Source organism: Longivirga aurantiaca, assembly GCF_042660085.1.
Classification (GTDB): Bacteria; Actinomycetota; Actinomycetes; order S36-B12; family CAIYMF01; genus Longivirga; species Longivirga aurantiaca.
Genome location: NZ_JBHSTI010000002.1, coordinates 469,570 through 492,654 on the forward strand (window position 1 = coordinate 469,570; position 23,085 = coordinate 492,654).

At 73.2% G+C, this 23,085-nt stretch carries 20 protein-coding genes and 1 tRNA gene; 15 read left to right on the forward strand and 6 right to left on the reverse strand.

Features of this window, described 5'->3' with window-relative positions:
- The first annotated feature begins 37 nt into the window (after window positions 1-37).
- From ACFQGU_RS02510 to ACFQGU_RS02525, 4 genes are all read left to right on the forward strand, one after another.
- Window positions 38-1,378 carry an NAD(P)/FAD-dependent oxidoreductase gene (locus ACFQGU_RS02510; protein WP_386763772.1) on the forward strand — a complete coding sequence of 447 codons (1,341 nt, stop codon included), beginning with the start codon at window positions 38-40 and terminating at the stop codon, window positions 1,376-1,378.
- 115 nt (window positions 1,379-1,493) lie between these two features.
- Window positions 1,494-2,012 carry a glycine cleavage system protein R gene (locus tag ACFQGU_RS02515; RefSeq protein ID WP_386763773.1) on the forward strand — a complete coding sequence of 173 codons (519 nt, stop codon included), beginning with the start codon at window positions 1,494-1,496 and terminating at the stop codon, window positions 2,010-2,012.
- A gap of 34 nt (window positions 2,013-2,046) precedes the next feature.
- On the forward strand, window positions 2,047-2,568 hold the full coding sequence (locus ACFQGU_RS02520; protein WP_386763774.1) for a peptide deformylase: 522 nt from the start codon (window positions 2,047-2,049) through the stop codon (window positions 2,566-2,568).
- Between the two features lie 38 nt (window positions 2,569-2,606).
- Window positions 2,607-2,680 (forward strand) — tRNA-Leu (locus tag ACFQGU_RS02525).
- Between the two features lie 417 nt (window positions 2,681-3,097).
- On the opposite strand, the gene ACFQGU_RS02530 is transcribed toward ACFQGU_RS02525, so the two are convergent.
- On the reverse strand, window positions 3,098-4,315 hold the full coding sequence (locus tag ACFQGU_RS02530) for an acetyl-CoA C-acetyltransferase (protein WP_386763775.1): 1,218 nt from the start codon (window positions 4,313-4,315) through the stop codon (window positions 3,098-3,100).
- 281 nt (window positions 4,316-4,596) lie between these two features.
- Between ACFQGU_RS02530 and ACFQGU_RS02535 the strand changes: the two genes are divergently transcribed.
- Window positions 4,597-5,289 carry a hypothetical protein gene (locus ACFQGU_RS02535; protein ID WP_386763776.1) on the forward strand — a complete coding sequence of 231 codons (693 nt, stop codon included), beginning with the start codon at window positions 4,597-4,599 and terminating at the stop codon, window positions 5,287-5,289.
- Window positions 5,290-5,389: 100 nt separating this feature from the next.
- On the opposite strand, the gene ACFQGU_RS02540 is transcribed toward ACFQGU_RS02535, so the two are convergent.
- Both ACFQGU_RS02540 and ACFQGU_RS02545 read right to left on the reverse strand, forming a co-directional pair.
- Complete coding sequence (locus ACFQGU_RS02540; RefSeq protein ID WP_386763777.1) at window positions 5,390-6,115, reverse strand: Bax inhibitor-1/YccA family membrane protein; 726 nt, start codon at window positions 6,113-6,115, stop codon at window positions 5,390-5,392.
- Between the two features lie 321 nt (window positions 6,116-6,436).
- Window positions 6,437-6,661 carry a hypothetical protein gene (locus ACFQGU_RS02545; RefSeq protein WP_386763778.1) on the reverse strand — a complete coding sequence of 75 codons (225 nt, stop codon included), beginning with the start codon at window positions 6,659-6,661 and terminating at the stop codon, window positions 6,437-6,439.
- A 36-nt stretch (window positions 6,662-6,697) separates the two neighbouring features.
- Between ACFQGU_RS02545 and ACFQGU_RS02550 the strand changes: the two genes are divergently transcribed.
- Complete coding sequence (locus ACFQGU_RS02550; RefSeq protein ID WP_386763950.1) at window positions 6,698-8,344, forward strand: amidohydrolase; 1,647 nt, start codon at window positions 6,698-6,700, stop codon at window positions 8,342-8,344.
- A gap of 71 nt (window positions 8,345-8,415) precedes the next feature.
- Here ACFQGU_RS02550 and ACFQGU_RS02555 read toward each other — a convergent pair whose 3' ends face one another.
- On the reverse strand, window positions 8,416-8,643 hold the full coding sequence (locus ACFQGU_RS02555) for a DUF4287 domain-containing protein (protein WP_386763779.1): 228 nt from the start codon (window positions 8,641-8,643) through the stop codon (window positions 8,416-8,418).
- A gap of 130 nt (window positions 8,644-8,773) precedes the next feature.
- On the opposite strand from ACFQGU_RS02555, the gene ACFQGU_RS02560 reads away from it, so the two are divergent.
- Entirely contained in the window at window positions 8,774-9,133 is a 360-nt protein-coding gene (locus ACFQGU_RS02560; RefSeq protein WP_386763780.1) for a hypothetical protein, read from the forward strand.
- 6 nt (window positions 9,134-9,139) lie between these two features.
- Here the strand turns inward: ACFQGU_RS02560 and ACFQGU_RS02565 are convergent, their stop codons facing one another.
- The gene (locus ACFQGU_RS02565) at window positions 9,140-10,027 is read right to left on the reverse strand and encodes an SGNH/GDSL hydrolase family protein (protein WP_386763781.1); all 888 of its coding nucleotides are present in this window, start codon (window positions 10,025-10,027) and stop codon (window positions 9,140-9,142) included.
- Window positions 10,028-10,093: 66 nt separating this feature from the next.
- Here ACFQGU_RS02565 and ACFQGU_RS02570 point away from each other — a divergent pair, with 66 nt between their 5' ends.
- From ACFQGU_RS02570 to ACFQGU_RS02585, 4 genes are all read left to right on the forward strand, one after another.
- Entirely contained in the window at window positions 10,094-11,467 is a 1,374-nt protein-coding gene (locus ACFQGU_RS02570) for a cystathionine beta-synthase (protein WP_386763782.1), read from the forward strand.
- 222 nt (window positions 11,468-11,689) lie between these two features.
- Complete coding sequence (locus ACFQGU_RS02575) at window positions 11,690-13,600, forward strand: tetratricopeptide repeat protein (RefSeq protein WP_386763783.1); 1,911 nt, start codon at window positions 11,690-11,692, stop codon at window positions 13,598-13,600.
- Between the two features lie 72 nt (window positions 13,601-13,672).
- Window positions 13,673-13,909 carry a superinfection immunity protein gene (locus ACFQGU_RS02580; RefSeq protein ID WP_386763784.1) on the forward strand — a complete coding sequence of 79 codons (237 nt, stop codon included), beginning with the start codon at window positions 13,673-13,675 and terminating at the stop codon, window positions 13,907-13,909.
- Between the two features lie 72 nt (window positions 13,910-13,981).
- The gene (locus ACFQGU_RS02585; RefSeq protein WP_386763785.1) at window positions 13,982-15,145 is read left to right on the forward strand and encodes an NAD(P)/FAD-dependent oxidoreductase; all 1,164 of its coding nucleotides are present in this window, start codon (window positions 13,982-13,984) and stop codon (window positions 15,143-15,145) included.
- Between the two features lie 194 nt (window positions 15,146-15,339).
- Here ACFQGU_RS02585 and ACFQGU_RS02590 read toward each other — a convergent pair whose 3' ends face one another.
- Entirely contained in the window at window positions 15,340-16,101 is a 762-nt protein-coding gene (locus tag ACFQGU_RS02590) for a VOC family protein (RefSeq protein ID WP_386763786.1), read from the reverse strand.
- Window positions 16,102-16,242: 141 nt separating this feature from the next.
- Here ACFQGU_RS02590 and mfd point away from each other — a divergent pair, with 141 nt between their 5' ends.
- From mfd to ACFQGU_RS02610, 4 genes are read left to right on the forward strand one after another with little or no spacing between them, the layout of a single operon-like run.
- Window positions 16,243-19,842 carry a transcription-repair coupling factor gene (gene mfd / locus ACFQGU_RS02595; protein WP_386763787.1) on the forward strand — a complete coding sequence of 1,200 codons (3,600 nt, stop codon included), beginning with the start codon at window positions 16,243-16,245 and terminating at the stop codon, window positions 19,840-19,842.
- Window positions 19,839-20,483, forward strand: coding sequence for a hypothetical protein (locus ACFQGU_RS02600; RefSeq protein ID WP_386763788.1), 645 nt, complete (start codon window positions 19,839-19,841; stop codon window positions 20,481-20,483). Before mfd ends, ACFQGU_RS02600 begins: the two co-directional genes overlap by 4 nt.
- Before the next feature lie 31 nt (window positions 20,484-20,514).
- On the forward strand, window positions 20,515-21,204 hold the full coding sequence (gene mazG / locus ACFQGU_RS02605) for a nucleoside triphosphate pyrophosphohydrolase (RefSeq protein ID WP_386763789.1): 690 nt from the start codon (window positions 20,515-20,517) through the stop codon (window positions 21,202-21,204).
- Between the two features lie 43 nt (window positions 21,205-21,247).
- On the forward strand, window positions 21,248-22,951 hold the full coding sequence (locus ACFQGU_RS02610) for a DUF885 domain-containing protein (RefSeq protein WP_386763790.1): 1,704 nt from the start codon (window positions 21,248-21,250) through the stop codon (window positions 22,949-22,951).
- Window positions 22,952-23,085 lie beyond the last annotated feature (134 nt).

Genomic DNA, 23,085 nt, shown 5'->3' on the forward strand with positions numbered 1-23,085 from the left:
CGGTGCGGGCCTGGTGAGGTCGCCCTAACCTGGACGCATGAGCACCAACGACACGACCAGCACGGTCCCGCGCATCCTCATTGTCGGCGGAGGGTACGTCGGCCTCTACACGGCGCTGCGCCTCGGCTCGAAGCTGCAGCGCGGCGAGGCCGTCGTCACCGTCGTCGACCCGCGCTCGTACATGACCTACCAGCCGTTCCTGCCCGAGGCGGGCGCCGGCTCGATCCAGCCGCGGCACACCGTCGTCCCGCTGCGCCAGACGCTGCCGGACGCCGAGATCATCACCGGCTCCGTGCAGTCGGTCGAGCACGCCCGCAAGGTCGCGGTGATCGAGCCGCTCGAGGGCGAGGCGTACGAGCTGCCGTACGACGTGCTCGTGATGGCCGTCGGCGCGGTGCCGCGGGTGCTCCCCATCCCGGGGCTGGCCGACTGGGCGATCGGGTTCAAGAACGTCGAGGAGGCCATCGCCCTGCGCAACCACGTGCTCGAGTGCCTCGACATCGCCGAGACGGCGACCGATCCCGCGATCCGCGAGCGGAACCTCACCTTCGTCTTCGTCGGCGGCGGGTACGCCGGCGTCGAGGCGATCGCCGAGATCGAGGACCTCGCCCGCTACGCCACGCGCTACCTGCGCAACGTCACTCCCGCCGACCTGCGCTTCGTGCTGGTCGAGGCCACGAACCGGATCCTCCCCGAGGTGGGCGAGGAGATGGGTCGCTGGACCGTCGAGCAGCTGCGCGAGCGCGGCCTCGAGATCCGGCTCGAGACGCGGCTCGAGTCGACCGTCGAGGGGCACGTGATCCTGTCCGACGGCGCCCAGATGCTGTCGGACACCGTGGTGTGGACCGCCGGCGTGAAGGCCCACCCGCTGCTCGAGGCCACCGACCTCCCGCTCGACGACCGAGGCCGCCTCGTGTGCGCCACCGACCTGCGCGTGGTCGGCGTGGAGGACGCGTGGGGCGCCGGCGACTGCACCGCCGTACCCGACCTGACCAACCCCGGGACGTTCTGCTCGCCGTCGGCGCAGCACGCGGTGCGCCAGGCGAAGGTGCTGGCCGACAACGTCATCGCGGTGATGCGCGGCTTCGAGCCCGCCGACTACAAGCACAAGCACAACGGCTCGGTCGCCTCGCTCGGCCTCTACAAGGGCGTCGCGCAGGTGAAGGGCATCCAGATCAAGGGATTCCCGGCCTGGTTCCTGCACCGGACCTACCACATGAGCAAGGTGCCGACGACGCGCCGCAAGGTGTCGGTCATCGCCGACTGGACGATCGCGTTCCTGTTCAAGCGGGACGTCACCAGCCTGTGGGGCACGCACGAGCAGCTGCGCAACAGCTCCTCGCTCGTGCAGCACGAGAGCCGCAAGCGCGCCGGCTGACCCGCCCGCTCGCGATGATCAATCCGTTGTTTCCCGGTGCGGGAAGCGACGGATTGATCAGTCTCAGGGCAGGGGTGGCGGCAGCGGCGCGGTCTCGGCTGCCTAGGCTGACGGCATGACTCGCAGTCTCGCCGTCACGGTCCTCGGGCACGACCGCCCCGGCATCATCGCCGAGGTCACCGGCGCGCTCGCCGCGCTCGGCGGCAACCTCGAGGACTCCTCGATGACGCTGCTGCGCGGCCACTTCGCCTGGACCCTCGTCGTGTCGGTCGAGGCATCGGCCGGGGACGTCGCGGCACGGCTCGAGCACCTCACCGCCGAGGGCCTCGTCGTCTCCGTGCTCCCGGTGCCGGACGCCGACGCCGCGGCCGTCGAGGGCAGCGCCTGGCTCCTGTCGGTGCACGGCGCAGACCGTCCGGGCATCGTCTCCGGGATCACCGGCGTGGTCGCCGAGGCCGGCGGCAACATCACCGACCTCACGACGCGGCTCGGCACGGGCCTCTACGTGCTCGTCGCCGAGGTGGCGCTGCCCGCCGACGTCGACGTCACGGCGCTGACGGCGCGGATCGACGCGGTGGCCGCGGACCTCGGCGTACGCGCCACGCTGCACGCCGCCGACGTCGACGAGCTGTAGGCATCTCGTGGGGATCGTGGACGGGCGGATCGTCATGCCGCCGTTGCCTTCCGGGCAGGTGCTGCCCGTGGTAACGGTGCCGGCCGACGTGCTCTCGACCCCGTGCATCGACGTCGACCCGACCGATCCGGCCGTGGCGCAGCTCGCCGCCGACCTGCTCGCGACGCAGCGCGTCTCGCCGGGCTGCGTCGGCCTCGCTGCCAACCAGGTGGGCGTGGGGTGGCGGGTCTTCTCTCTCGACGTCTCGCAGCACCCGAAGGCACGTATCCACCACGGCGAGTACGTGCTCGTGAACGCACGGGTCGAGTCGTCGTCGCGCAACGAGAAGTCGCGCGAGGGATGCATGTCGGTGCCGGACTTCACCGGTGACGTGAAGCGGGCCTCGCGCATCGCCGTCCGCGGCTGGCTGCCCGGCTCCGGCGAGGAGGTCGTCGTCGAGACCGACGCGTTCGAGGCCCGCGCCCTGCAGCACGAGCTCGACCACCTCGACGGGTTCGTGTTCCTCGACCGCGTCGTCGGCCCGCACGCCGTCTTCCCGCGCAAGACCTACCTCTAGCCCCCGGACGCCGCGGCACGCGGCAGACTGGTGCGCGCGCCCCCGTAGCCCAACTGGCAGAGGCATCCCGCTTAAACCGGGACCAGTGCAGGTTCGAGCCCTGCCGGGGGCACACGCGATTGAGGCGAGAGCAGTACGAGCTTGCTCGTACTGCCGAGCCGATTGAGTGTGTTGAGCGAGGGCGGCGCTCTTCCGCCCCTCGCGATCACTCCGCTTACATGCTCGGCGCATAGCGCCGCACTCTGAGCCACCTACCCGGCAGGGCTCGGGAGGAACCCCCGCGCGCCGCGCCCCGCCAGCGTCCCCGGCCACCCTCGGCCGAAGGCTGCACGTGCCCGCCCGCCGTCGGGCGCCCGACTAGCTAGCCGAGACGGCCCCTGCCGGGCGCGAGCTCCGCCGCGCCTCGGCCGCAGGCCGCGGCCGGCGCCCTCGCAGACACGTTCGACGTCCGCGATCGCACGGTGGGGCGCAGCGACGTACCGCGTCGGGGCGACAGCTCAGCTGCGGCATTGATCGGGGTGTCCTGCTGTCAGGACAGCCGCTCGACCACCATCGCCATGCCCTGGCCGCCGCCGACGCACATCGTCTCGAGGCCGATCTGCTTGTCGTGGAAGCGCAGCGAGTTGAGCAGCGTGCTCGTGATGCGCGCGCCCGTCATGCCGAAGGGATGCCCGACGGCGATGGCACCGCCGTTGACGTTGAGGCGGTCGACGTCGATCCCGAGCTCCCAGGCGGAGGCGAGCACCTGGGCGGCGAACGCCTCGTTGATCTCGACGAGGTCGACGTCGTCGATCGTCATGCCCGCGCGGGCGAGCGCCTGACGGGTCGCCTCGACCGGGCCGAGGCCCATGATCTCGGGCGACAGCGCGCTGACCCCGGTGGAGACGATGCGTGCGAGCGGTGCGATTCCGAGCTCGGCTGCTCGTACGTCGGACATGATCACGACCGCCGCGGCGCCGTCGTTCAACGGGCAGCAGTTGCCGGCCGTCACCGTGCCGTCCGGCCGGAAGACCGGTGCGAGAGTGGAGACCTTCTCGAGCGTCACACCCGGGCGGGGCCCGTCGTCGGTCGAGACCATCGAGCCGTCGGGCAGCTCGAGCGGCACGATGTCCGTCGCCCAGAAGCCGTTGGCGATCGCGGCCTCGGCCAGGTTCTGGCTGCGCACCCCGAACTCGTCCTGGGCGAGCCTGCTCACGCCGCGGATCTGCGCGACGTTCTCCGCGGTCTGACCCATCGCGATGTAGACGTCGGGCAGGCCGCCGTCGAGCGCCGGGTCGGTCCAGACCTCGGCTCCTCCCGCCGAGCGCGCGGCCGTGCGGTCCCCGGCCTCGGCGAAGCGCGCGTTCCTCGTGCCGGGCGAGCCGTCGCTGGCGCCGTGCGCGTAGCGGCTCACCGCCTCGACGCCGACCGAGAGGAAGGCGTCGCCCTCCCCGGCCTTGATGGCGTGGAACGCCATGCGCGTGGTCTGCAGGCTCGAGGCGCAGTAGCGGTTCACCGTCGTGCCGGGGATGTCGAGGCCAGCGAGCAGCGCGGTGACGCGGGCCAGGTTGTAGCCCGCCTCGCCCGCGGGCTGGCCGCAGCCGAGCATGACGTCGTCGAGGGTGGCCGGATCGAGCTCCGGCACTTGGGCGAGCGCGGCCAGCACCATCTGCGCAGCCATGTCGTCGGGGCGGAGGCCGGCGAGGCTGCCCTTCACGGCGCGGCCGATCGGGGAGCGGGCGACGGAGACGATGACGGCCTCGGGCATGGTGCGCCTCTCGAGCGGGGTGGGGCGACCCGCGGTGAGGCGGGGCGCGGACCGTGGTGCGTCGTCAGCCGCGGGCCGGCGCCCGGGCAGTGCGCTGTGCGCTGTGCGCTGTGCACAGTCTGCCGGGCGGGCCGCAGCGGCCGCCACCGCCGGGAACGCCGTGCCCTGCGTGCGCCTTCTCCACGCGGCCGCCGGCCGCAGCGGCGTTCTGCGTCCATGAAGGCCGGAATTGTTCGGCTCTATTGGATGAAGGTCGCCTTCATCTGGATAGGTTCGCGGGCGTGGGATCGATCAGGGTGCGCCTCGGGGCGTTGTGGGCGGCGGCGCGGGGGCGGTACTACCCGCACGGCACGCGGCGTCGGCGTACGTACCGTGAGGCGGCGCTCGCACTGTTCGGCCTCGCCGTGCTGGTGCCGGTGCTCGCCATCGGCTGGGTGCTGCTGACCTCGCCCGGTGCGGGCCGTGCGCTCCTGGTGATCGTCGGCGCGGTGCTGCTGGCGTTCGGGTCGCTCGTCGTGTTCGCGCAGCTCGACCGGCTGCAGCCCGGCCGGGCGCCGTGGTTGAAGGTCGTCCTGGCGTGGATCCTCGCTGCACCCGGAGCGGTCGCCGGCGTGGTGCTGCTCGTCGCCGACCTGCTGCGCGGGTCGGGCGGTGCCGCGCGGCTGCAGGCCGGCGAGGTGCTGTGGGCTGAGATGCCGAACGACGAGGACCGCGGCGCGACCTCGAAGGTCCGACCGGTCGTCGTGGTGGCCGACGAGGGCGACAGCGTGCTCGTGCGCTGGTTCACCAGCCAGGACAAGTCCCAGCGCCACGGATACGTCGAGTTCACGACCGCGATGCAGAAGCAGGCCGGCCTCGACGGTGTCGGGCACTCGACCTGGCTTTCCGGGGAGGCGCGGCCGCTGCCGCGCAGCGCGTTCCGCGACCCGGTGGGCAGGGTGCCCGCCGAGGTGCTGCACCGCCGCCCGAGCTGACCGCCGTGCGCCGATCCGCCCCCGAGCGCTCCGGGCAGGCCCCCCGCCGTACGACGAAGGCCGCGCCCACCGGGGTGGACGCGGCCTTCGTGCGGAACGACTAGCGGTTGGCGATCGACAGGAAGCGCAGCAGCTCCATGTAGAGCCAGACGATCGAGGACGCCAGCGACATGCCGAGCGACCACGACCAGTTGCGCGGCGCACCGCCCTGGATGGCCTGGTCGGCACGGCCGATGTCGATGAGCAGGGACCACGCGGCGAGCGCCACGCCGAGGGCGCAGAGCACGAGGCCGATCCCGCTCACGCCGTAGAAGCCCCAGCCGCCGCCGACGCCGAAGAGCACGGCGACGATGTTGGCGAGGCCGAGCACGAGGTAGCCGATCGCGAGGCCCGCGAAGAGCTTGTAGGCGCGCGAGGCCTTCTTGCCCCACGAGGTGGAGTACACGGCGAGCATGCCGATGACGCCGGCGAAGGTGCCGATGATCGCCTGGGTGATGAGCGCGACGTTGCCGCCCTGGCCCACGGCCATGTGCGAGAAGGCGCCCATCATGAGGCCGAGCGCGGCGCTGTAGACCAGCGCCAGCGGCGCGCTGACCGGCGAGCGGCGCGCGACGTAGATGCCGAAGAACATCAGGCCGATGATCAGGGCGAGGTACAGCGCGAAGCTGCCGGACAGGTAGATCCAGCCCGGGACGGCGGCGACCACGGCGATACCGAGGCAGGCGGCGGTCGTGACGAGGACGTCGGGGAGGGCGAGGCGCTCCTCGGCCTGCGGGGTGGTGTCCTGCAGCGCCTTCTGGACCTCGGCGAGCATCTGGTTGGCCACGTCAACTCCATCTGTGGGGGCCGGTGCAGCCGGGGTCGTGCACCCCGTCTGGGTCAGATCGTAGCCGCTCAGGCCTCAAAGGAAGAAGTCGAGATCGGGTGTTCGGACCCCACGGGAGGGAGATTCCGCTCAGAGCCGACCGCCGCTTCCGCTCAGGTGCGGGGAGCGCCGACCGATCGGGAAGCCGACCAGCACGACTCTGCCGCCTGCTCACGTACCCCGGGCGTGGACCTTGCATCATCGACTTCCTGCGTCGCTGCCCCCATCCGCTCGCGGCTCATCGCGCTCGGCACGCTCGCCGAGGTCGCCTCGTCCGTCGCGTCAGCCGACGTCGCCGCCGCCGCGGTCGAGGAGCAGACGCGGAGCGCCACGCGCGAGCGCGCGGTCCTGGCCTCGACCCTCGAGGGCCTTGTCGGCGGCCTGCGCCACCGACCACGGCAGCGGCTCCCGGCGCGTCTGCGCGCCGGGAACCGCTGCTGCGGGCCGACGGTCGTACGGTCGGGGGAGCCACCAGCCCGACCGTGAGGACGCGCCGTGACCCACCACGCAGACCTCGTCCTGCGCGCTGCACGCGTGCTGACCATGGACGAGCGCAACACTCCCGGCACAGCCGTGGCGGTGACGGACGGCGTGATCTCCGCGGTCGGCGGTGACGCCGATGTGGCGCCGCTGATCGGGCCCCGGACCCGCGTCCTCGACCTCCCTGGCGCGACGGTCCTCCCCGGCATCAACGACGCGCACTGCCATGCCCTCGCGTTCGGGCTCGACCGGCCGCCCTTCAACCTCGATCTGTCGTACCCCACCGTTCGGTCGATCGCCGACGTCGCCGAGGCCGTCCGCGAGGCGGCCCGGTCCCGTCTGCCGGGCGAGTGGATCGTGGGCAGCGGCTGGGACCCGGGTTTCCTCGCCGAGTGCGTGGCCGAGCCGGGCCGGCTGCCGAGCAGGCACGATCTCGACAGGGTCAGCCCGCAGAACCCCGTGTACCTGCAGGACTTCTCGTACCACACGGCGTGGGTCAACAGCCGCGCGCTCGGGCTCGCCGGCTACGGCCCCTCGACCGTCGCGCCCACGGGCGCCACGATCGCGCGGGACCCCGACGGGTCGCCGAGCGGCTACCTGACCGAGGGCGCCCGCTACGCGATCCGCGACCTGCTGCCGACGCCGACCCACCAGATGAGACGCGACGCGGTGCGTTCGGCGGTCGCGACCATGAACGCGCTGGGGATCACGAGCCTGACCGAGCCGGGCATCGGGCCGGGCGACGCCGGTGGCGGCATGGCCGAGGGCGGGCTGGAGGTGTATCGCGACCTCGAGGCGGACGGCCAGCTCGATGCGCGCGTCACCGTGCTGATCCTCGCGGTGAAGATGTCGCGCTCCGTCGAGGAGTTCACCGAGAACCTGAGCACCCTCCAGCTCCCGGCGTACCGCGATCCGCGGATGGTGAACGTCGTCGGCGTGAAGGTGATGGCCGACGGGATCCCGCCCAACCGGACGTCGTGGATGCACGAGCCCTTCGTGGGCGGCGGATGCGGAGGGCTCACCGTCGGCGGCGAGTCGGACGAGGAGCGCGAGGAGACGCTGCGCGCGATGATCGTGCACGCCCACTCGCTCGGTTACCAGCTGGGCGTGCACATCACCGGCGACCGCGGGATCGACGCCGTGGTGGACGCGTTCGCCGAGGCGGCCCGCCGCCACCCGCGGCCGGACCCTCGCCACTACGTCATCCACGGCGACTTCATGACGCCGCACAGCCTGCGGGTGAGCCGCGAGCACGGGTTCGGCGTCAACATGAATCCCACCATCAAGTGGACGATCGCCGACCTCGAGGAAGAGTTCGTCGGGCCCGAGCGCGCGGCGTACGAGTTCCCCTACCGGACCGCGCTCGATGCCGGCGTCACCGTCACCAGCGGCTCCGACGCTCCGGTGACGTTCCCCGACTGGCGGCAGGGCGTCTCGACCATGGTCCTGCGCGAGTCCAAGGCCAGCGGTCGGGTCAGCGGCCCTGACGAGCGCATCGGCGTCCTCGAGGCTCTGCGCACGTACACCGCAGCTCCGGCCTGGCAGGACTTCGCGGAGAGCTGGAAGGGGTCGCTCGAGGTGGGCAAGGTCGCCGACATCTGCGTGGTCGCCGGCGACCTGCTCACGATGGACCCGCACGACATCCCGACGGTGCCCGTCCTGCTGACCCTGCTGGGCGGGCGCGCCGTGCACGACGCCACCGCCGGCTGAGTTCGCTCCCTCACTGCACGAGAACCCCGCACCGTCGTCGGTGCGGGGCTCTCGTCGTGTCGGGGCTGCTCTCAGCCGAGCTTGCGGTGCGCCCGGACCATGTCGGCCTCGTGGACGATCGCCGTCGCGAAGCCGTGGGACAGGCCGTGCTCGTCGCGGAGCCAGTTGACCTTCTCCTCGAACCGGGAGAACGCAGGCCCGTCCTCGAGCGAGCGCATCCAGTCCTTGACGTCACGGCCGGTCGCGGAGGGGAGGCGCTGGACGAGCTGCTGGTGGGTCTCCTCGGAGTGACGGATCATGGCGCGTCTCCTTCGCCTCAGGGCTTCGTCTGGGCTTCACCGTAGACCTGGTCACCACCTCCGACGCAAGACTTCCGCGCGATTGGGGGCGTGGTCCGGGCCACGCCTGGGCCCGGCCTAGGCTCGACGCGTGGCGCACCCTGGACCGGGCGGGACCGACCCCGTCGCCGACACCCCTGCGGACCGCTTCGCCGACCAGCTCGCGCGCACGGTCGACCGGCTGCGCTCGCTCTCCCTCGCCCGGCTCGGGGCTCCGTTCGAGCCCGAGGCGACCCGGGCCGACGCCGCCCGCGCGACGGCCCAGAGGCTCGCCGACATCGCCGCCGAGCTCGAGGGCGGACCCGCGCGGACGCTGCCCCGGATGGCCGACGCCGCGGTCGGCGACCAGGTCGCGGTGTGCGGACGGGACGTCCTGGCCGCAGCCTCGGGGGACGCGTCGCTCCTCGCCGGCCTGGCGGACGACCTGCTGGACCTGCGCCGCCGGCTCTGACGCCTGTCAGCTGGTCGGGGCCGCCGGCAGGGCGGGGAGGCCGCCGTCCTCCTGGGACAGCAGGCCGACGGCGCGCAGCACCTCGGGCAGCATCGCCTCGGCGCAGGCCTGGTAGCCGAGGGCCGAGGGGTGGAACCGGTCGGCGGAGAAGTAGATCTCGGGGGCGTGGTCGAACAGCGTCCCGAGCAGCTCGCCGAGCGGCACCGGGCGTCCGCCCTCCTGCCGGACCACGATCTTCTGGGCGGCGGCGAGCTCGCGGCTCGTGCGCCGCGCGTACCGCCGCAGGAGCGCGCCGAGGGGCCGGACGGTCCCGAGGTCGGGGCAGGTGCCCACGACGACCTCGGTGCCTGCCTCGCGCAGGCGCCGGACGGCGTCGGCCAGCAGCCGCGCAGAGCGCTGCGGCCGCACCGAGTGCGTGACGTCGTTCGCGCCGATCATGATCACCGCGACGTGCGGGCGCACCGCGAGGACACGGTCGACCTGGGCGGCGAGGTCGGCGCTGCGGGCGCCGACGACCGCGACGTTCGTGAGCAGCACGGCCCGCCCCGAGGCGGCGGCGAGATCGCTGGCGAGGGCGCCGCCGGGCGTGGTCGCGGCGTCGTCGGCACCGAGGCCGGCCGCCCCCGAGTCGCCGAGGACGGCGAAGCGCAGCGAGGTGCCGCGGGCGACCTCCTCGCCGGGCGGCAGGTAGCGGCCGTCGGCGTACGGCGGGACGGTGGTGCGGGGGCCGATCTCCCTCCGGGCCCGCCGCGCCTGCAGCACGAGCGCACCGATGCCCGCTCCGGCGAGGGCCGTGCCGACCCCGAGGAGCCCGCCGCCGCCCTTCGCCGCGGCGACCGCGATCCGCCGCACCCGCTCATCGCGGATCGGCAGGGAGGGGACGCCACGGGCCATGCACCCATGATCGCCCACGGGTCCGACAGGTGGGACCACGTATCGCGTCACAGTTAGGGTCGGCCCATGCAGTACTCCGACAGCGTCGTCGACCTCATCGGCAACACGCCCCTCGTGCGGCTCCGCTCCGTCACCGCCCACCTCGGCCCGGACGCGCCCCTGGTGCTGGCCAAGGTGGAGTACCTCAACCCCGGCGGCTCGGTGAAGGACCGCATCGCGACCCGGATGATCGAGGCCGCCGAGCAGAGCGGCGAGCTCCGCCCCGGCGGGACGATCGTGGAGCCCACCAGCGGCAACACCGGCGTCGGGCTCGCGCTGGTGGCGCAGACCAAGGGCTACCGGTGCGTGTTCGTGTGCCCCGACAAGGTGAGCCAGGACAAGCAGAACGTGCTCAAGGCGTACGGCGCGGAGGTCGTCGTCTGCCCGACCGCGGTCGACCCGGAGGACCCGCGCTCCTACTACTCGGTGTCCGACCGGCTCGTGCGCGAGATCCCCGGCGCCTGGAAGCCCGACCAGTACTCCAACCCGAACAACCCGCGCTCGCACTACGAGACGACCGGCCCCGAGCTCTGGGCGCAGACCGACGGCCGCATCACGCACTTCGTCGCGGGCGTCGGCACCGGGGGCACCATCAGCGGCACGGGCCGCTACCTCAAGGAGGTCAGCGGGGGCACGGTGAAGGTGATCGGCGCCGACCCCGTCGGCTCGGTCTACTCCGGCGGCACCGGGCGCCCCTACCTCGTCGAGGGCGTGGGCGAGGACTTCTGGCCCACGGCGTACGACCAGGACGTCTGCGACGAGATCGTGGCGGTGTCCGACCGTGACTCGTTCCTCGTCACGCGCCGCCTCGCCCGCGAGGAGGGCCTGCTCGTGGGCGGCTCCTGCGGCATGGCGGTGCAGGCCGCGCTCGAGGTGGCCGAGCGGTCGGGCAAGGACGACGTCATCGTCGTGCTGCTGCCCGACGGCGGCCGCGGCTACCTGTCCAAGGTGTTCAACGACGAGTGGATGGCCGACTACGGCTTCCTGTCGACCTCGACCGACCGCAGCGTCGGCGACGTCCTGCACTCCAAGAGCGCCGAGCTCCCGCAGCTCGTGCACACGCACCCGCAGGAGACTGTGCGCGAGGCCATCGACATCCTGCGCCACTACGCCGTGTCGCAGATGCCGGTCGTTCGCGCCGAGCCGCCGGTCAAGGCCGCCGAGGTCGTCGGCTCCGTCGTCGAGCGCGACCTGCTCGACGCGCTGTTCGCGGGCCGCGCCGAGCTCGCCGACCCCGTCGAGAAGCACATGAGCGCCTCGCTGCCGATGATCGGCGCCGGCGAGCCCGTCGCCGCGGCCATCGCTGCGCTGGAGTCGGCGGACGCCGCGATCGTGGTCGAGGACGGCCTCCCCGCGGGTGTCGTCACGCGCCAGGACCTGCTCGGCTACCTGTCCCGCTGACCGCGACCGACGGCGGCACCGGCGACGCAGCGTCACCGCCGTCCGGGCGACCTCGTCGCCGCTGCCGCCCGGCTGCTCCGAACGGGTGGTCGTCACGCTCGTCCGCGCACGGCGGCGGCGGCGCGCGTCCCCCGGTCCGCCCATCAAGACCGCCTCCACCAGGGTCGACCCTCCCTCATGACACTCGTGGACGGCACGGGTCGTACTGGGCCGGAGGCCTTGATGGCACTCGAGAGCGGGATGCGGCGCGTCCGCATGGTCGGTGCTGAGCACTGGACCGAGACACCCGAGCGCGAGCTCCCCACGATCGTTGCGGGCGGCGACACCTACGCCGTGCACGAGCGCATCTGCATCGACTCGGCGCGCGTGCGCCTGGTGCTCGCCGACGGCGAGGACGTCGCCGCGGCGCTGCGCGAGGTGTACGGCGAAGCCGTGCGCGACTTGCGCGTGTTCCGGCTGGTCGAGGGCGGCGGCGACGTCGTCGAGGGCCTCCCCGAGTGGCGCCTGACCCTGCCATTGTCCGACGACGCGGCGCACGATCCGCTTCCGGGAATGATCTCCCGGCTCGCCGGGGTCGTCGCGGAGCCGCAGCCGGTCGCGCAGGAGGACGTCGCGGTCGAGCCCGTCCTCGCGGAGGCGGCCCTCCTCGAGCCGCCCGCCGACGCCGTCCCGGTGCTCGAGCCCGCCGACGCCGTCCCCACGCTGGAGCCGGAGCCCGAGCAGGAGCCGGCGGCGTTCGACCTCCCCGAGGGCCTGGTCATGCCGGAGCTCGCCGCTCCGGACGCCGTCGCCGAGGAGGCCGCCCCGGTCGACGTGCCCGACGAGCAGGCCGAGCCGGAGCAGCTGGCCGACGCCGAGCTCCTCGCCGCTGCCGCTGCCGCGGCCGCAGCTGTGGCCGACGAGCCCGCCGCCCAGGACGAGCCCGTTCCGCACGACGACCCGTTCGCGATGCCGGCCGAGACGGTGTTCCCCGCCGAGGCGGCCGAGGTCGAGGCCCCCGAGGCACTCGGCGTGCCCGAGGCCGCCGAGCCCGTCGAGGAGCCGGCTGCGCCCGTCGACGAGCCCGAGCAGGAGCTGGCCGACGAGGTCGTCGCCGAGGAGTCCGCGGCCGCGGAGCCCGAGGCAGCAGACGTCGTGGCCGCGGAGCCCGCGGCCGAGCCTGAGCCGGAGCCCGAGCCGGAGCCCGAGCCCGAGCCGGACCCGCGCGACCTGGCCTTCGCCGCCGTCGCCGCAGTCCTCGAGGTCGGTCGCCCGACGTGTGCCGCCGTCGATCGTGACGGCCCGTGCTCCACGTCGTCCGACGTCGTGTGGCAGACATCCGCGGGTGCCGCCTGGGCGTGCGCCTGGCACTGGCCGAGCGCCATGGCCGGCTACCCCGGCGCCGAGGTGGGCGCGGTCCGCACGGCCGGTGCCTGGGCCACGTGGCGCGACGGCAGCTCGGTCGACCTCGCCCGTCAGGGCGCGGACCTGTTCGCCGACGCCGCGCGGGGGCACGACCACCCGGTGGCGCGGCCGCTCGTGGCGCTCGACCGGCTCGACGAGATGCTGAAGTCGCTTCCGGACGACCTCCGCGGCGCGATCCTGCTCTGGTCGATCTCGGTGACGAACCCCGACTGGGACGTGCCGGCGGTGGCCGAGCACGGCCGGGCCACCCACGAGATCATCGTGGCCGAGGGTCGCGCGGTGGCCTTCCCGGACGAGATCTACTTCCAGCAGCAGGTGGCGGCGGCCCCGATCAGCCCGGTCGCTGCCGAGGGCGAGGCCCCGGCGCCTGCCTCGAACGCGAGCGGCGAGTCGCTGTTCTCCCGCGGCACGTCGCTGGCGTCCGCGGGCGACCTGCGCGGTGCCGCCCAGGCCTGGACCGAGGCGGCGGAGGACCACAACCACGCACTCTCGATGCGTGCCCTCGGTGATCTCTCCAGCGACCGAGACGACCTGAAGACGGCTGAGGAGTGGTACGGCCGCGCGGCGATGCTCAACGACACGACGTCGATGATGCGCATCGCGCTGCTGCTCGAGAGCCGCGGTCAGAACGAGCGCGCCGCCGAGTGGCTGCGTCGTGCAGCACGGTTCGGCGACGAAGAGGCGGCTCGCCGCCTGCAGAACCAGGGTGTGGTGGCCGCGAGCGCCTGAGCCGCGTACCACCGGACGTGACGCCGGGCCTGCCAGGAGGCGGGTGCGGCGTCCGTCGTTACGATCGTCGGCATGAGCACCGTGCGCGTCGAGCCCCGCGACAAGTCCTGGACCCTGACCAAGGTGGTGGCCGTCGTCGTCGCGATCCTGACTGCGGGCTACATGGCCCCGTGGGCCGTGGCGGCCGTCCGCGACGTGAAGCACTGGGGCGTCTTCTGGGTCAACCTCCTGCTCGGCTGGACGATCATCGGCTGGATCATCGCGCTCGTGATGTCGTTGCGCGCCCAGCGGCTCGTCGTCGTCGGCTGACGCCCCTGACGCCCCTGGCGGCCCGGGCGTGTTCGGCTGCGCCGGGGGCTCGTCCTCCTCTACGTTCCCGTCGTGCAGATCCTCATCCTCGGCGCCGGGTTCGGTGGCCTCGAGCTCGCCAGTCGTCTGTCCGAGGAGCTCGGCGACGCCGTCGACGTCGTGCTGGTCGACAAGGGCGACGGCTTCGTCTTCGGGTTCTCCAAGCTCGATGTGATGTTCGGGCGGGTGAGTCCCGAGCACGTGGTGCACCGCTTCGCCGACATCGCGAAGCCGGGCGTGACCTTCGTCCAGGCGGAGGTGACCGGGATCGACCCGGTGGCCCGGCGCGTCACGACCACCGTGGGCGAGCTGGTCGGTGACGTCCTCGTGGTCGCGCTCGGGGCAGACCTGCACCCCGAGCTGACTCCCGGCCTCCTCGAGGGCGGGCACGAGTTCTACACGGTGGCGGGGGCGTTCGCGGTCGCCGACGTCTTGCGGACGTTCGAGGGCGGCCGTGTCGTGGTGGGCGTGACGTCCACCCCGTTCAAGTGCCCGCCCGCCCCGAGCGAGACCACGCTGATGGTGCACGACCTCCTCGAGGCGCGAGGGCTGCTCGAGGTGTCGTCGGTGGAGCTCGTGCTCCCGCTGCCCGTGCCGATCCCGCCGTCGCCGCAGGCCTCCACGACGATCCTCGAGACCTTCGCCGAGCGCGGGATCGCCTTCCGTGGCGGCACCCTGGTCACCGCGCTCGATCCGGAGCGCAAGGTCGCACTGCTGTCGGACGGCACCGAGCTGCCGTACGACCTGTTCCTCGGCGTCCCGGTGCACCGCGCTCCGGCCGTCGTGGTCGAGGCCGGACTCACCGAGGACGGGTGGATCCCGGTCGACGCGCTCACCCTCGAGACGCGGTACCCCGACGTCTACGCCGTGGGCGACGTGACGAGCGTCGGCACGCCGAAGGCCGGAGTGTTCGCCGAGGGGCAGGCCGACATCGTGGCCAGCGCCATCATCGCCCGGGTCCGCGGCGGCGACGCGGCGGAGTACGACGGTCACGGCATCTGCTACATGGAGTTCGGGCACCAGCAGATCGCGATGGTCGACGTGTACTTCCAGAAGGGCGTGACCCCGCACGGCGACCTCATCGGCCCGTCGACCGACCTCATGGCCGAGAAGTCCCACTTCGGCACGAGCAGGGTCCGACGCTGGTTCGGCCGTGAGTGGTACGCCGTCGACGAGCCAGGTACTCCGCCCCGCTGACGCTGGTGGGGGTCGGGTCAGGGTGCCGTGGGGGATCGTCCCCGACGTCGGCTCCCCGAACGTCCGCCTAGCGTCGCAGGCATGGACGCACTGACCCGGATGTACGCGGACGCGTGGTCGCGGTTGCCCGTGGAGGTGCTCGAGCTCGTGGTCGTGCCCACGCCGCGACGGGCGGAGGACGACGCCGACGACTCCTAGGCGCCGGCGGCCGGGTGGAGGAACACGCAGAACTCGTTGCCCTCCGGGTCCGCGAGCACCCACCAGCCGATCTCGTCGTCGGGGGTGCGCAGCACAGTGGCGCCGGCGTCGACCAGCGCCTCCGGAGTGGCGACCCCGTCGGGCAGCTCGACGTCCCAGTGCATGCGGTTCTTCACGGTCTTGGTCTCGGGCACCTCGTTGAACACCCAGGCGTAGAAGGGGAATCCGGTCGCGCCCTGGATCCACCAGTACGGCGCCCCGTCGCGCGTCTGGGCCGTGCCGCCCGTCCGCGCCGCCCACCACTGCGCCACCGCGCCCGCGTCGACCGCATCGACCACGAGCTCGAAGGGGGTGGGCACCTCCACCGTCGGAGCACCCCACTCCGGCGGCGCAGGGGGCATGGCGCAGAAGAGGTTGCCGTCCGGGTCGGCGAGCACCCACCAGTGCTGGTCGCCCGCGGGCTCGCTCACCAGCCGCGCGCCCGCCTCGAGGAGGGGCGTCGGATCGGCCGCTGACAGGCGGAGGTCGAGGTGCACGCGGGTCTTCACCGCGCGCGGCTCGGGCACCGGATCCACCCACATGTGCTCGCCGTGCGGGCCGGCCGGAAGGACGGCGTACCCGCCGTCGTTCGTGCTCTGCACCGTGCGCGCGAGCAGGCGGCCCCAGAACGACGCGAGGACCTCGGAGTCCACGGCATCGAGGCAGAGGTCCTTGAACGAGCAGTCGGGGGCGGCGGCGGGCGGCGTCGTCTCGGTCACACGGGCATCCTGCACGGCGGCACCGACCGGCGGGGAGGGTCGCCGGTGTCCCCGCGGGCACGTAGGGTCGAGGTGTCGCGCACGCGACCACCCCGCCCTCGCCGAGGAGCGGGGCTTACGGGCGTGCGCAGGGAAGGAACCATGTCCGACACCTCCGCCCCGCTCGGCGGCCTGCTCGAGGTCATGCTCGAGGACCCCGCCGTCGCCGAGGTGGCCCGGCGCGCCCGCCTGACCGGAAGCGCGCAGGCCACCGAGCACCTCGAGGTGACCGCGCCCGCGCCGTTCTACCCGCTGCTCGTGGCCGCGGTCGGCTCGGCCGCCGGCGCGGGGCGCCCCGTGCTCGCCGTCACGGCGACCGCCCGGGAGGCCGAGGACCTCGTCACGTCGCTCGAGAGCCTGCTGCCCGAGCACGCGGTGGCGGAGTTCCCGGCCTGGGAGACGCTGCCGCACGAGCGGCTGTCGCCGTCGTCCGACACGGTCGGGCGGCGCCTCGGCGTCCTGCGCCGGCTCGCGCACCCCAGCGCCGACGACGCGTCGGCGGGTCCGGTCCAGGTGCTCGTGGCGCCCATCCGCGCGGTGCTGCAGCCGGTGGTGCGAGGCCTCGGCGACCTCGAGCCCGTGGCGGTCCAGGCGGGCGACGAGCTGCCGATGGACGAGCTCGTACGCCGGCTCGCGGCAGCGGCGTACACGCGGACCGACCTGGTCGACAAGCGCGGTCAGTTCGCCGTGCGCGGCGGCATCGTCGACGTCTTCCCTCCCACCGAGGAGCACCCGGTGCGCCTCGAGTTCTGGGGCGACACGGTCGAGGAGGTCCGCTGGTTCAAGGTGGCCGACCAGCGATCGCTCGAGGTCGCCGCCCACGGGCTGTGGGCACCGCCCTGCCGCGAGCTGCTCCTGACCGACGACGTCCGCGCCCGGGCGCGGGCCCTCGCCGAGACGCACCCCGAGCTCGTCGAGATGCTCGACAAGCTCGCGGACGGCACCGGAGTCGAGGGCATGGAGGCGCTCGCCCCGGTGCTCGCCGACGGCATGGAGCTGCTGGTCGAGCTGCTGCCCGAGGGGTCGCTCGTCGTCGTGTGCGACCCCGAGCGCGTGCGCACCCGCGCGCACGACCTCGTGGCCACGAGCCAGGAGTTCCTCGAGGCCTCGTGGCACAACGCGGCGGCGGGCAACGTGACGCCCATCGACCTCCAGGCAGCGGCGTACCGCACGGTCGCCGACGTGCGCACCGCGGCGGTCGGCCGCGGAGTGCCGTGGTGGTCGGTGTCGCCGTTCGGCGGCGTGGTCGACGACGGGCTCGACCCGGACGACGTCGACCGCGTCACCGTCGAGGTGAAGCCGGCCGAGGCGTACCGCGGCGAGACCGAGCGAGCGCTGCAGGATGCCCGCGGGCAGCTCGCCGACGGCTGGGCCGTCGTCGTGGTCACCGCCGGGCACGGCACGGCCGAGCGCATCGCTGAGTCCGCGCGCGCCGAGGGCATGGCGGCGCGCCTCGTCGAGGATCTCGTCGCGGCACCGGAGCCGTCGGTGCTCACCGTGACGACCGGCGGTCTCGAGCACGGCTTCGCCTCGGCGGCCCAGAGGCTCGCGGTGGTGACCGAGACCGACCTGGTCGGGCAGCGGTCCACGACCCGCGACGTACGCCGGCTGCCCGCCCGCCGCCGCCAGACCATCGACCCGCTCCAGCTCAAGGCGGGCGACTACGTCGTGCACGAGCAGCACGGCGTCGGCCGCTACGTCGAGATGGTGCAGCGAACGGTCGCCGGTGCGGCGCGCGAGTACCTGGTCGTCGAGTACGCCCCGGCCAAGCGCGGCCAGCCGGGCGACCGGCTCTACGTGCCCACCGATCAGCTCGACCAGGTCACGCGGTACGTCGGCGGGGAGTCGCCCAGCCTGCACCGGCTCGGCGGCGCCGACTGGACCAAGACCAAGGCCAAGGCGCGCAAGGCGGTCCGCCAGATCGCCGGAGAGCTCATCCGCCTGTACGCCGCCCGCATGGCGAGCAAGGGCTTCGCGTTCTCGGCCGACACCGTCTGGCAGCGCGAGCTCGAGGACGCGTTCCCGTACAACGAGACGCCCGACCAGCTCTCGGCCATCGACGAGGTCAAGGGCGACATGGAGAACCTCGTCCCCATGGACCGCCTCATCTGCGGCGACGTCGGCTACGGCAAGACCGAGATCGCCGTCCGTGCCGCGTTCAAGGCGGTGCAGGACGGCAAGCAGGTCGCGCTGCTCGTGCCCACCACGCTGCTCGTGCAGCAGCACATGTCGACCTTCTCCGAGCGGTACGCCGCCTTCCCGGTCAAGGTCGCGGCGCTCTCGCGGTTCCAGACCGACAAGGAGGCCAAGGCCGTCCTCGAGGGGATGTCCGACGGCTCGATCGACGTCGTGATCGGCACGCACAAGCTCTTCAGCGCCGAGGCACGGTTCAAGGACCTCGGCCTCGTGATCGTCGACGAGGAGCAGCGGTTCGGCGTCGAGCACAAGGAGCACCTGAAGGCGCTGCGCACCAACGTCGACTTCCTCACGATGTCGGCGACGCCGATCCCGCGCACGCTCGAGATGGCCGTCACCGGCATCCGCGAGATGTCGACCATCCAGACGCCGCCCGAGGAGCGGCACCCGGTGCTGACCTACGTCGGGGCGTACGACGACAAGCAGGTGGCGGCCGCGATCCGGCGCGAGCTGCTGCGCGACGGCCAGGTGTTCTTCGTGCACAACAGGGTCGAGTCGATCGAGCGGGTGGCCAAGAAGATCGGCGAGCTCGTGCCCGAGGCCCGGGTGCGCACCGCGCACGGCCAGATGAACGAGCACGTGCTCGAGCAGGTGATCGTGGACTTCTGGGAGAAGCAGTTCGACGTACTCGTCTCGACCACGATCGTGGAGAGCGGCCTCGACATCCCCAACGCCAACACGCTCATCGTCGACCGCGCCGACCTCTTCGGCCTGTCGCAGCTGCACCAGATCCGCGGGCGCGTCGGGCGCAGCCGGGAGCGCGGCTACGCCTACTTCCTGTACCCGCCGGAGAAGCCGCTCACCGAGACCGCGCACGACCGGCTCGCGACCATCGCCGCCAACACCGACCTCGGATCCGGCATGGCGGTCGCGATGAAGGATCTCGAGATCCGCGGCGCGGGCAACCTGCTCGGCGGCGAGCAGAGCGGCCACATCGCCGACGTCGGCTTCGACCTCTACGTGCGGCTCGTGGGCGAGGCGGTCGCGGAGTACCGCCAGGGCCCGGACGGCGCGGTCGAGGACGTGCTGGACGTCAAGGTCGAGATCCCCGTCGACGCGCACGTGCCGCACGACTACGTGCGCGAGGAGCGGCTGCGGCTCGAGGCGTACAAACGGCTCGCGGCGGCCACCACGGAGGAGGACATCGCCGGGGTCGCCGAGGAGCTCACCGACCGCTACGGCCAGTTCCCGGAGCCGGTGGCCAACCTGCTGGCCGTGGCACGGTTCCGCATCCGTGCCCGCGCCGCCGGTGTCGGCGAGGTCGTCGCGCAGGGGAACTTCCTGCGGCTCACCCCCGTCGAACTGCCGGAGTCGGGCGCGATGCGCCTGGCGCGGCTCTACCCGGGAAGCCTGGTGAAGCCCGCGACACGTACGATCCTGGTGCCGCGCCCGATGACCGCCCGCGTGGGTGGCCAGCCGGTCCGCGACACCGCACTGCTGCAGTGGCTCGGCGAGCTCCTCGACGCCGTCCTGCCCCAGCCGAGCCAGACGAGAGGAACACCGTGAGCACCGCCACCCGACGCCGCACCCTGACCCGAGCGGCCGGTGCGGCCGTCCTCGCCGTCCTCCTGACTGCCTGCGGCAACAGCCTGGCCGGCAAGGCGCTCGTGGTGGGCGGCACGTCCGTCGACGACGCGGAGATCGCGGAGCTGACGGAGGAGGTGCGCGACGTCTATGCGGCCTACCCGAAGGACTTCGCCGCCGTGGGGGCCTCGTTCGACGAGGGCACCGTCGTGTCCACCAACGTCAACCGGCTCACGCGTCACCTGCTCCTGCTCGAGGCCGCCGCCCGCGAGGGCATCACGGTGACGCAGGGCCAGATCGACACGTCGATCCGCACCGCCCTCGAGAACCAGTTCAACGGCAGCCAGACCCTGCTCGACGTCACGCTCGCCGCCCAGCAGCAGGCGCCGCCGAGCGCGACGTCCGAGGTCGTCTACGACTTCCTGGTCCTGCAGGCGCTGGCCGAGAAGCTCAAGCCGGCAGACCCGGCGACCGCGCCCGTCAACGAGTACCTCGTCGACCTCGCGGCCGAGCTCGGCGCGGAGGTCTCCCCGCGCTTCGGCGTGTGGGACGCCGAGAGCATCTCGCTCACGCCGGTGCCCGACGACCTCTCGGTGCTGCCGAACCTCGCGCCCACCGAGTGACCGGCGCGCGGTCGTGACGGACGCTGCTGCTGTGGGCTCCCGCCCGGGGGAGCGGCTGCTCGACCTCGTCGCGGTCATGGACCGGCTGCGCTCTCCGGGCGGCTGCCCGTGGGACGCCGAGCAGACCCACCACTCCCTCGTCGAGTACCTGGTCGAGGAGGCCTACGAGACGGTCGAGGCGATCGAGACCTCGGACGACGCCGCGCTCCGCGAGGAGCTCGGCGACCTCCTGCTCCAGGTGGTGTTCCACGCACGCATCGCCGAGGAGCACGCCGCGCCGTGGTCGATCGACGACGTCGCGGCAGGCATCGTCGACAAGCTCGTGTCGCGCCACCCGCACGTGTTCGCCGACGTCGACGCGTCCACCGCGGCCGAGGTCGAGGCCAACTGGGCGGCGCTGAAGGCTGCTGAGAAGGGTCGCGAGTCGGTCACCGACGGCGTGCCGCAGGCGCTGCCCGCACTCGTGCTCGCCGCCAAGCTGATGTCGCGGGCGAAGCAGGTCCCGGTGGTCCCTGCCGAGCCTGATGCAGCCGCTGCTGCCGCCTCGGCGGTGGCCTCGCTGTCCGCCGGGCGCCCGACCGCGGAGGCGGCGTACGGCGACCTGCTGCTGGCGCTCGTGGCGCAGGCCCGCGCCGACGGTGTGGACGCCGAGCAGGCGCTGCGCGAGGCCACGCGCGGCTACCGGGCCCGCGTCCGCGCCGCCGAGGGCCCGCACGCCTGACGCCGCGGCCCCGCGGCTGCGCGATCGCGGCTACGGTCGGGGCATGACCGACTGGGAGCTCGGGGACCGATCCGGTGACGTCGAGCAGACGTTCGCCGCGCTGGCCGACCACGTCATCGACGGGCTGCTCGCGCGCAGCCCCGAGACCGCGACCGCCCTCGGCGACCACCGCTTCGACGACCGGCTGGCCGACCTCAGCGAAGACGGCGTCGGCGAGACGCTGGCCCGCATCGACGAGGACCTGGCAGGCGTCGACCAGATCGACGACCTCGCGCTCGGCCAGGCGGCCGCCGTCGACCTCGAGATCCTGCGCGCCCGCCTCGCCGCCGAGAAGCTGAGCCTCGAGACGATCCGCGAGAGCACCTGGAACCCGCTCGTGGCCAACCCCGGGTCGGCGCTGCACCTGCTGCTGTCGCGCGACTTCGCGCCGGTGGAGGAGCGGCTCGAGTCGGTGGCCGGTCGGCTCGGCGCCGTGCCGGAGCACCTGGCGGTGGCGCGCGACGTCCTGGGCGAGATGCCGCAGGTCCACGTGGAGACCGCGCTCGGGCAGTTCGAGGGCACGCTCGGGCTGCTGCGCGGCCCGCTCGAGGACGCGCTCGCCTCGGCTCCCGGTCTGCGGTCACTGGTCGAGCCCGTGCGCGACGCCGCGGCCGGCGCGCTCGAGGCCCACCTCGGGTGGCTCCGCGACCGGCTCGAGTCCGGGGTGGCCGCGCGCGACCCGCGGCTCGGGCCGGAGAAGTACGCCGCCAAGCTCTGGGCCACGCTCGACGCCGACCTCACGCCCGACGACGTCCTGCACCGCGCGGAGACCGACCTCGTGCGGATCGAGGGCGAGATCGCGCGGGCGGCTGCCGAGTACCTCGGTGAGCCCGCGCCGCCGCCGGACGACGCGGGCGCGCTCGTGCGCCGCGCGCTCGACGCCGTCGCGGCCGAGGGCCCGGTCGACGACACGACCGTGCTGCCGCTGTGCGTCGCGGCGCTCGGCACCACGACCGCGTTCGTGCGCGAGCACGACCTGGTGACGGTGCACGACGACGCGGTCGAGATCGTCGAGATGCCCGAGATCCACCGGGGCGTGGCCGTCGCGTACTGCGACGCGCCGGGCCCGCTCGAGCCGCGCGCGCTCCCGACGTTCTTCGCCGTGGCCCCGACGCCGACGGGCTGGGACGGCGCCCGGGTCGCCTCGTTCTACCGCGAGTACAACGCGAGCATGCTGCACAACCTCACCGTCCACGAGGCCATGCCGGGCCACGTGCTGCAGCTCGCGCACTCGCGCCGCTGCAGCACTCCGAGCCGCGTGCGCACCACGTTCATGAGCGGCACGTTCGTCGAGGGCTGGGCGGTGTACGCCGAGCAGCTCATGGCCGAGCGCGGGTACGACGCCGGCCACGGCGAGAGGGGTGCCCTCGCGATCCGGCTGCAGCAGCTGAAGATGCAGCTGCGCATGACGATCAACGCGATCCTCGACGTGCGCGTCCACACCCGCGGCATGACCGAGGACGAGGCGATGCGGCTCATGCAGGTGCGCGGTCACCAGGAGGAGGGCGAGGCCGCGGGCAAGTGGCGCCGCGCGCTGCTCACCTCGACCCAGCTGTCGACGTACTACGTGGGCTGGACCGCGGTGGCCGACCTCGTGGCCGACCTGAATGCGGCCAACCCGGGCTGGACCGACCGGCAGGTGCACGACGCCGTGCTCGCGCACGGATCGCCGCCGCCACGCCACCTGCGCAGCCTGCTCGGCCTCTGACCCTCCCCGGCCGTGCGCCCGTCGGGGGCCGGATCGCGTCGCTGGGGACGCGCTCGGACCCCCAGCCCGAGACCCCCGCCGATTTGGTAGTGGGAAGTCGCAGCGGGGCGCGAGTTCCCACTACCAAGTCGGCG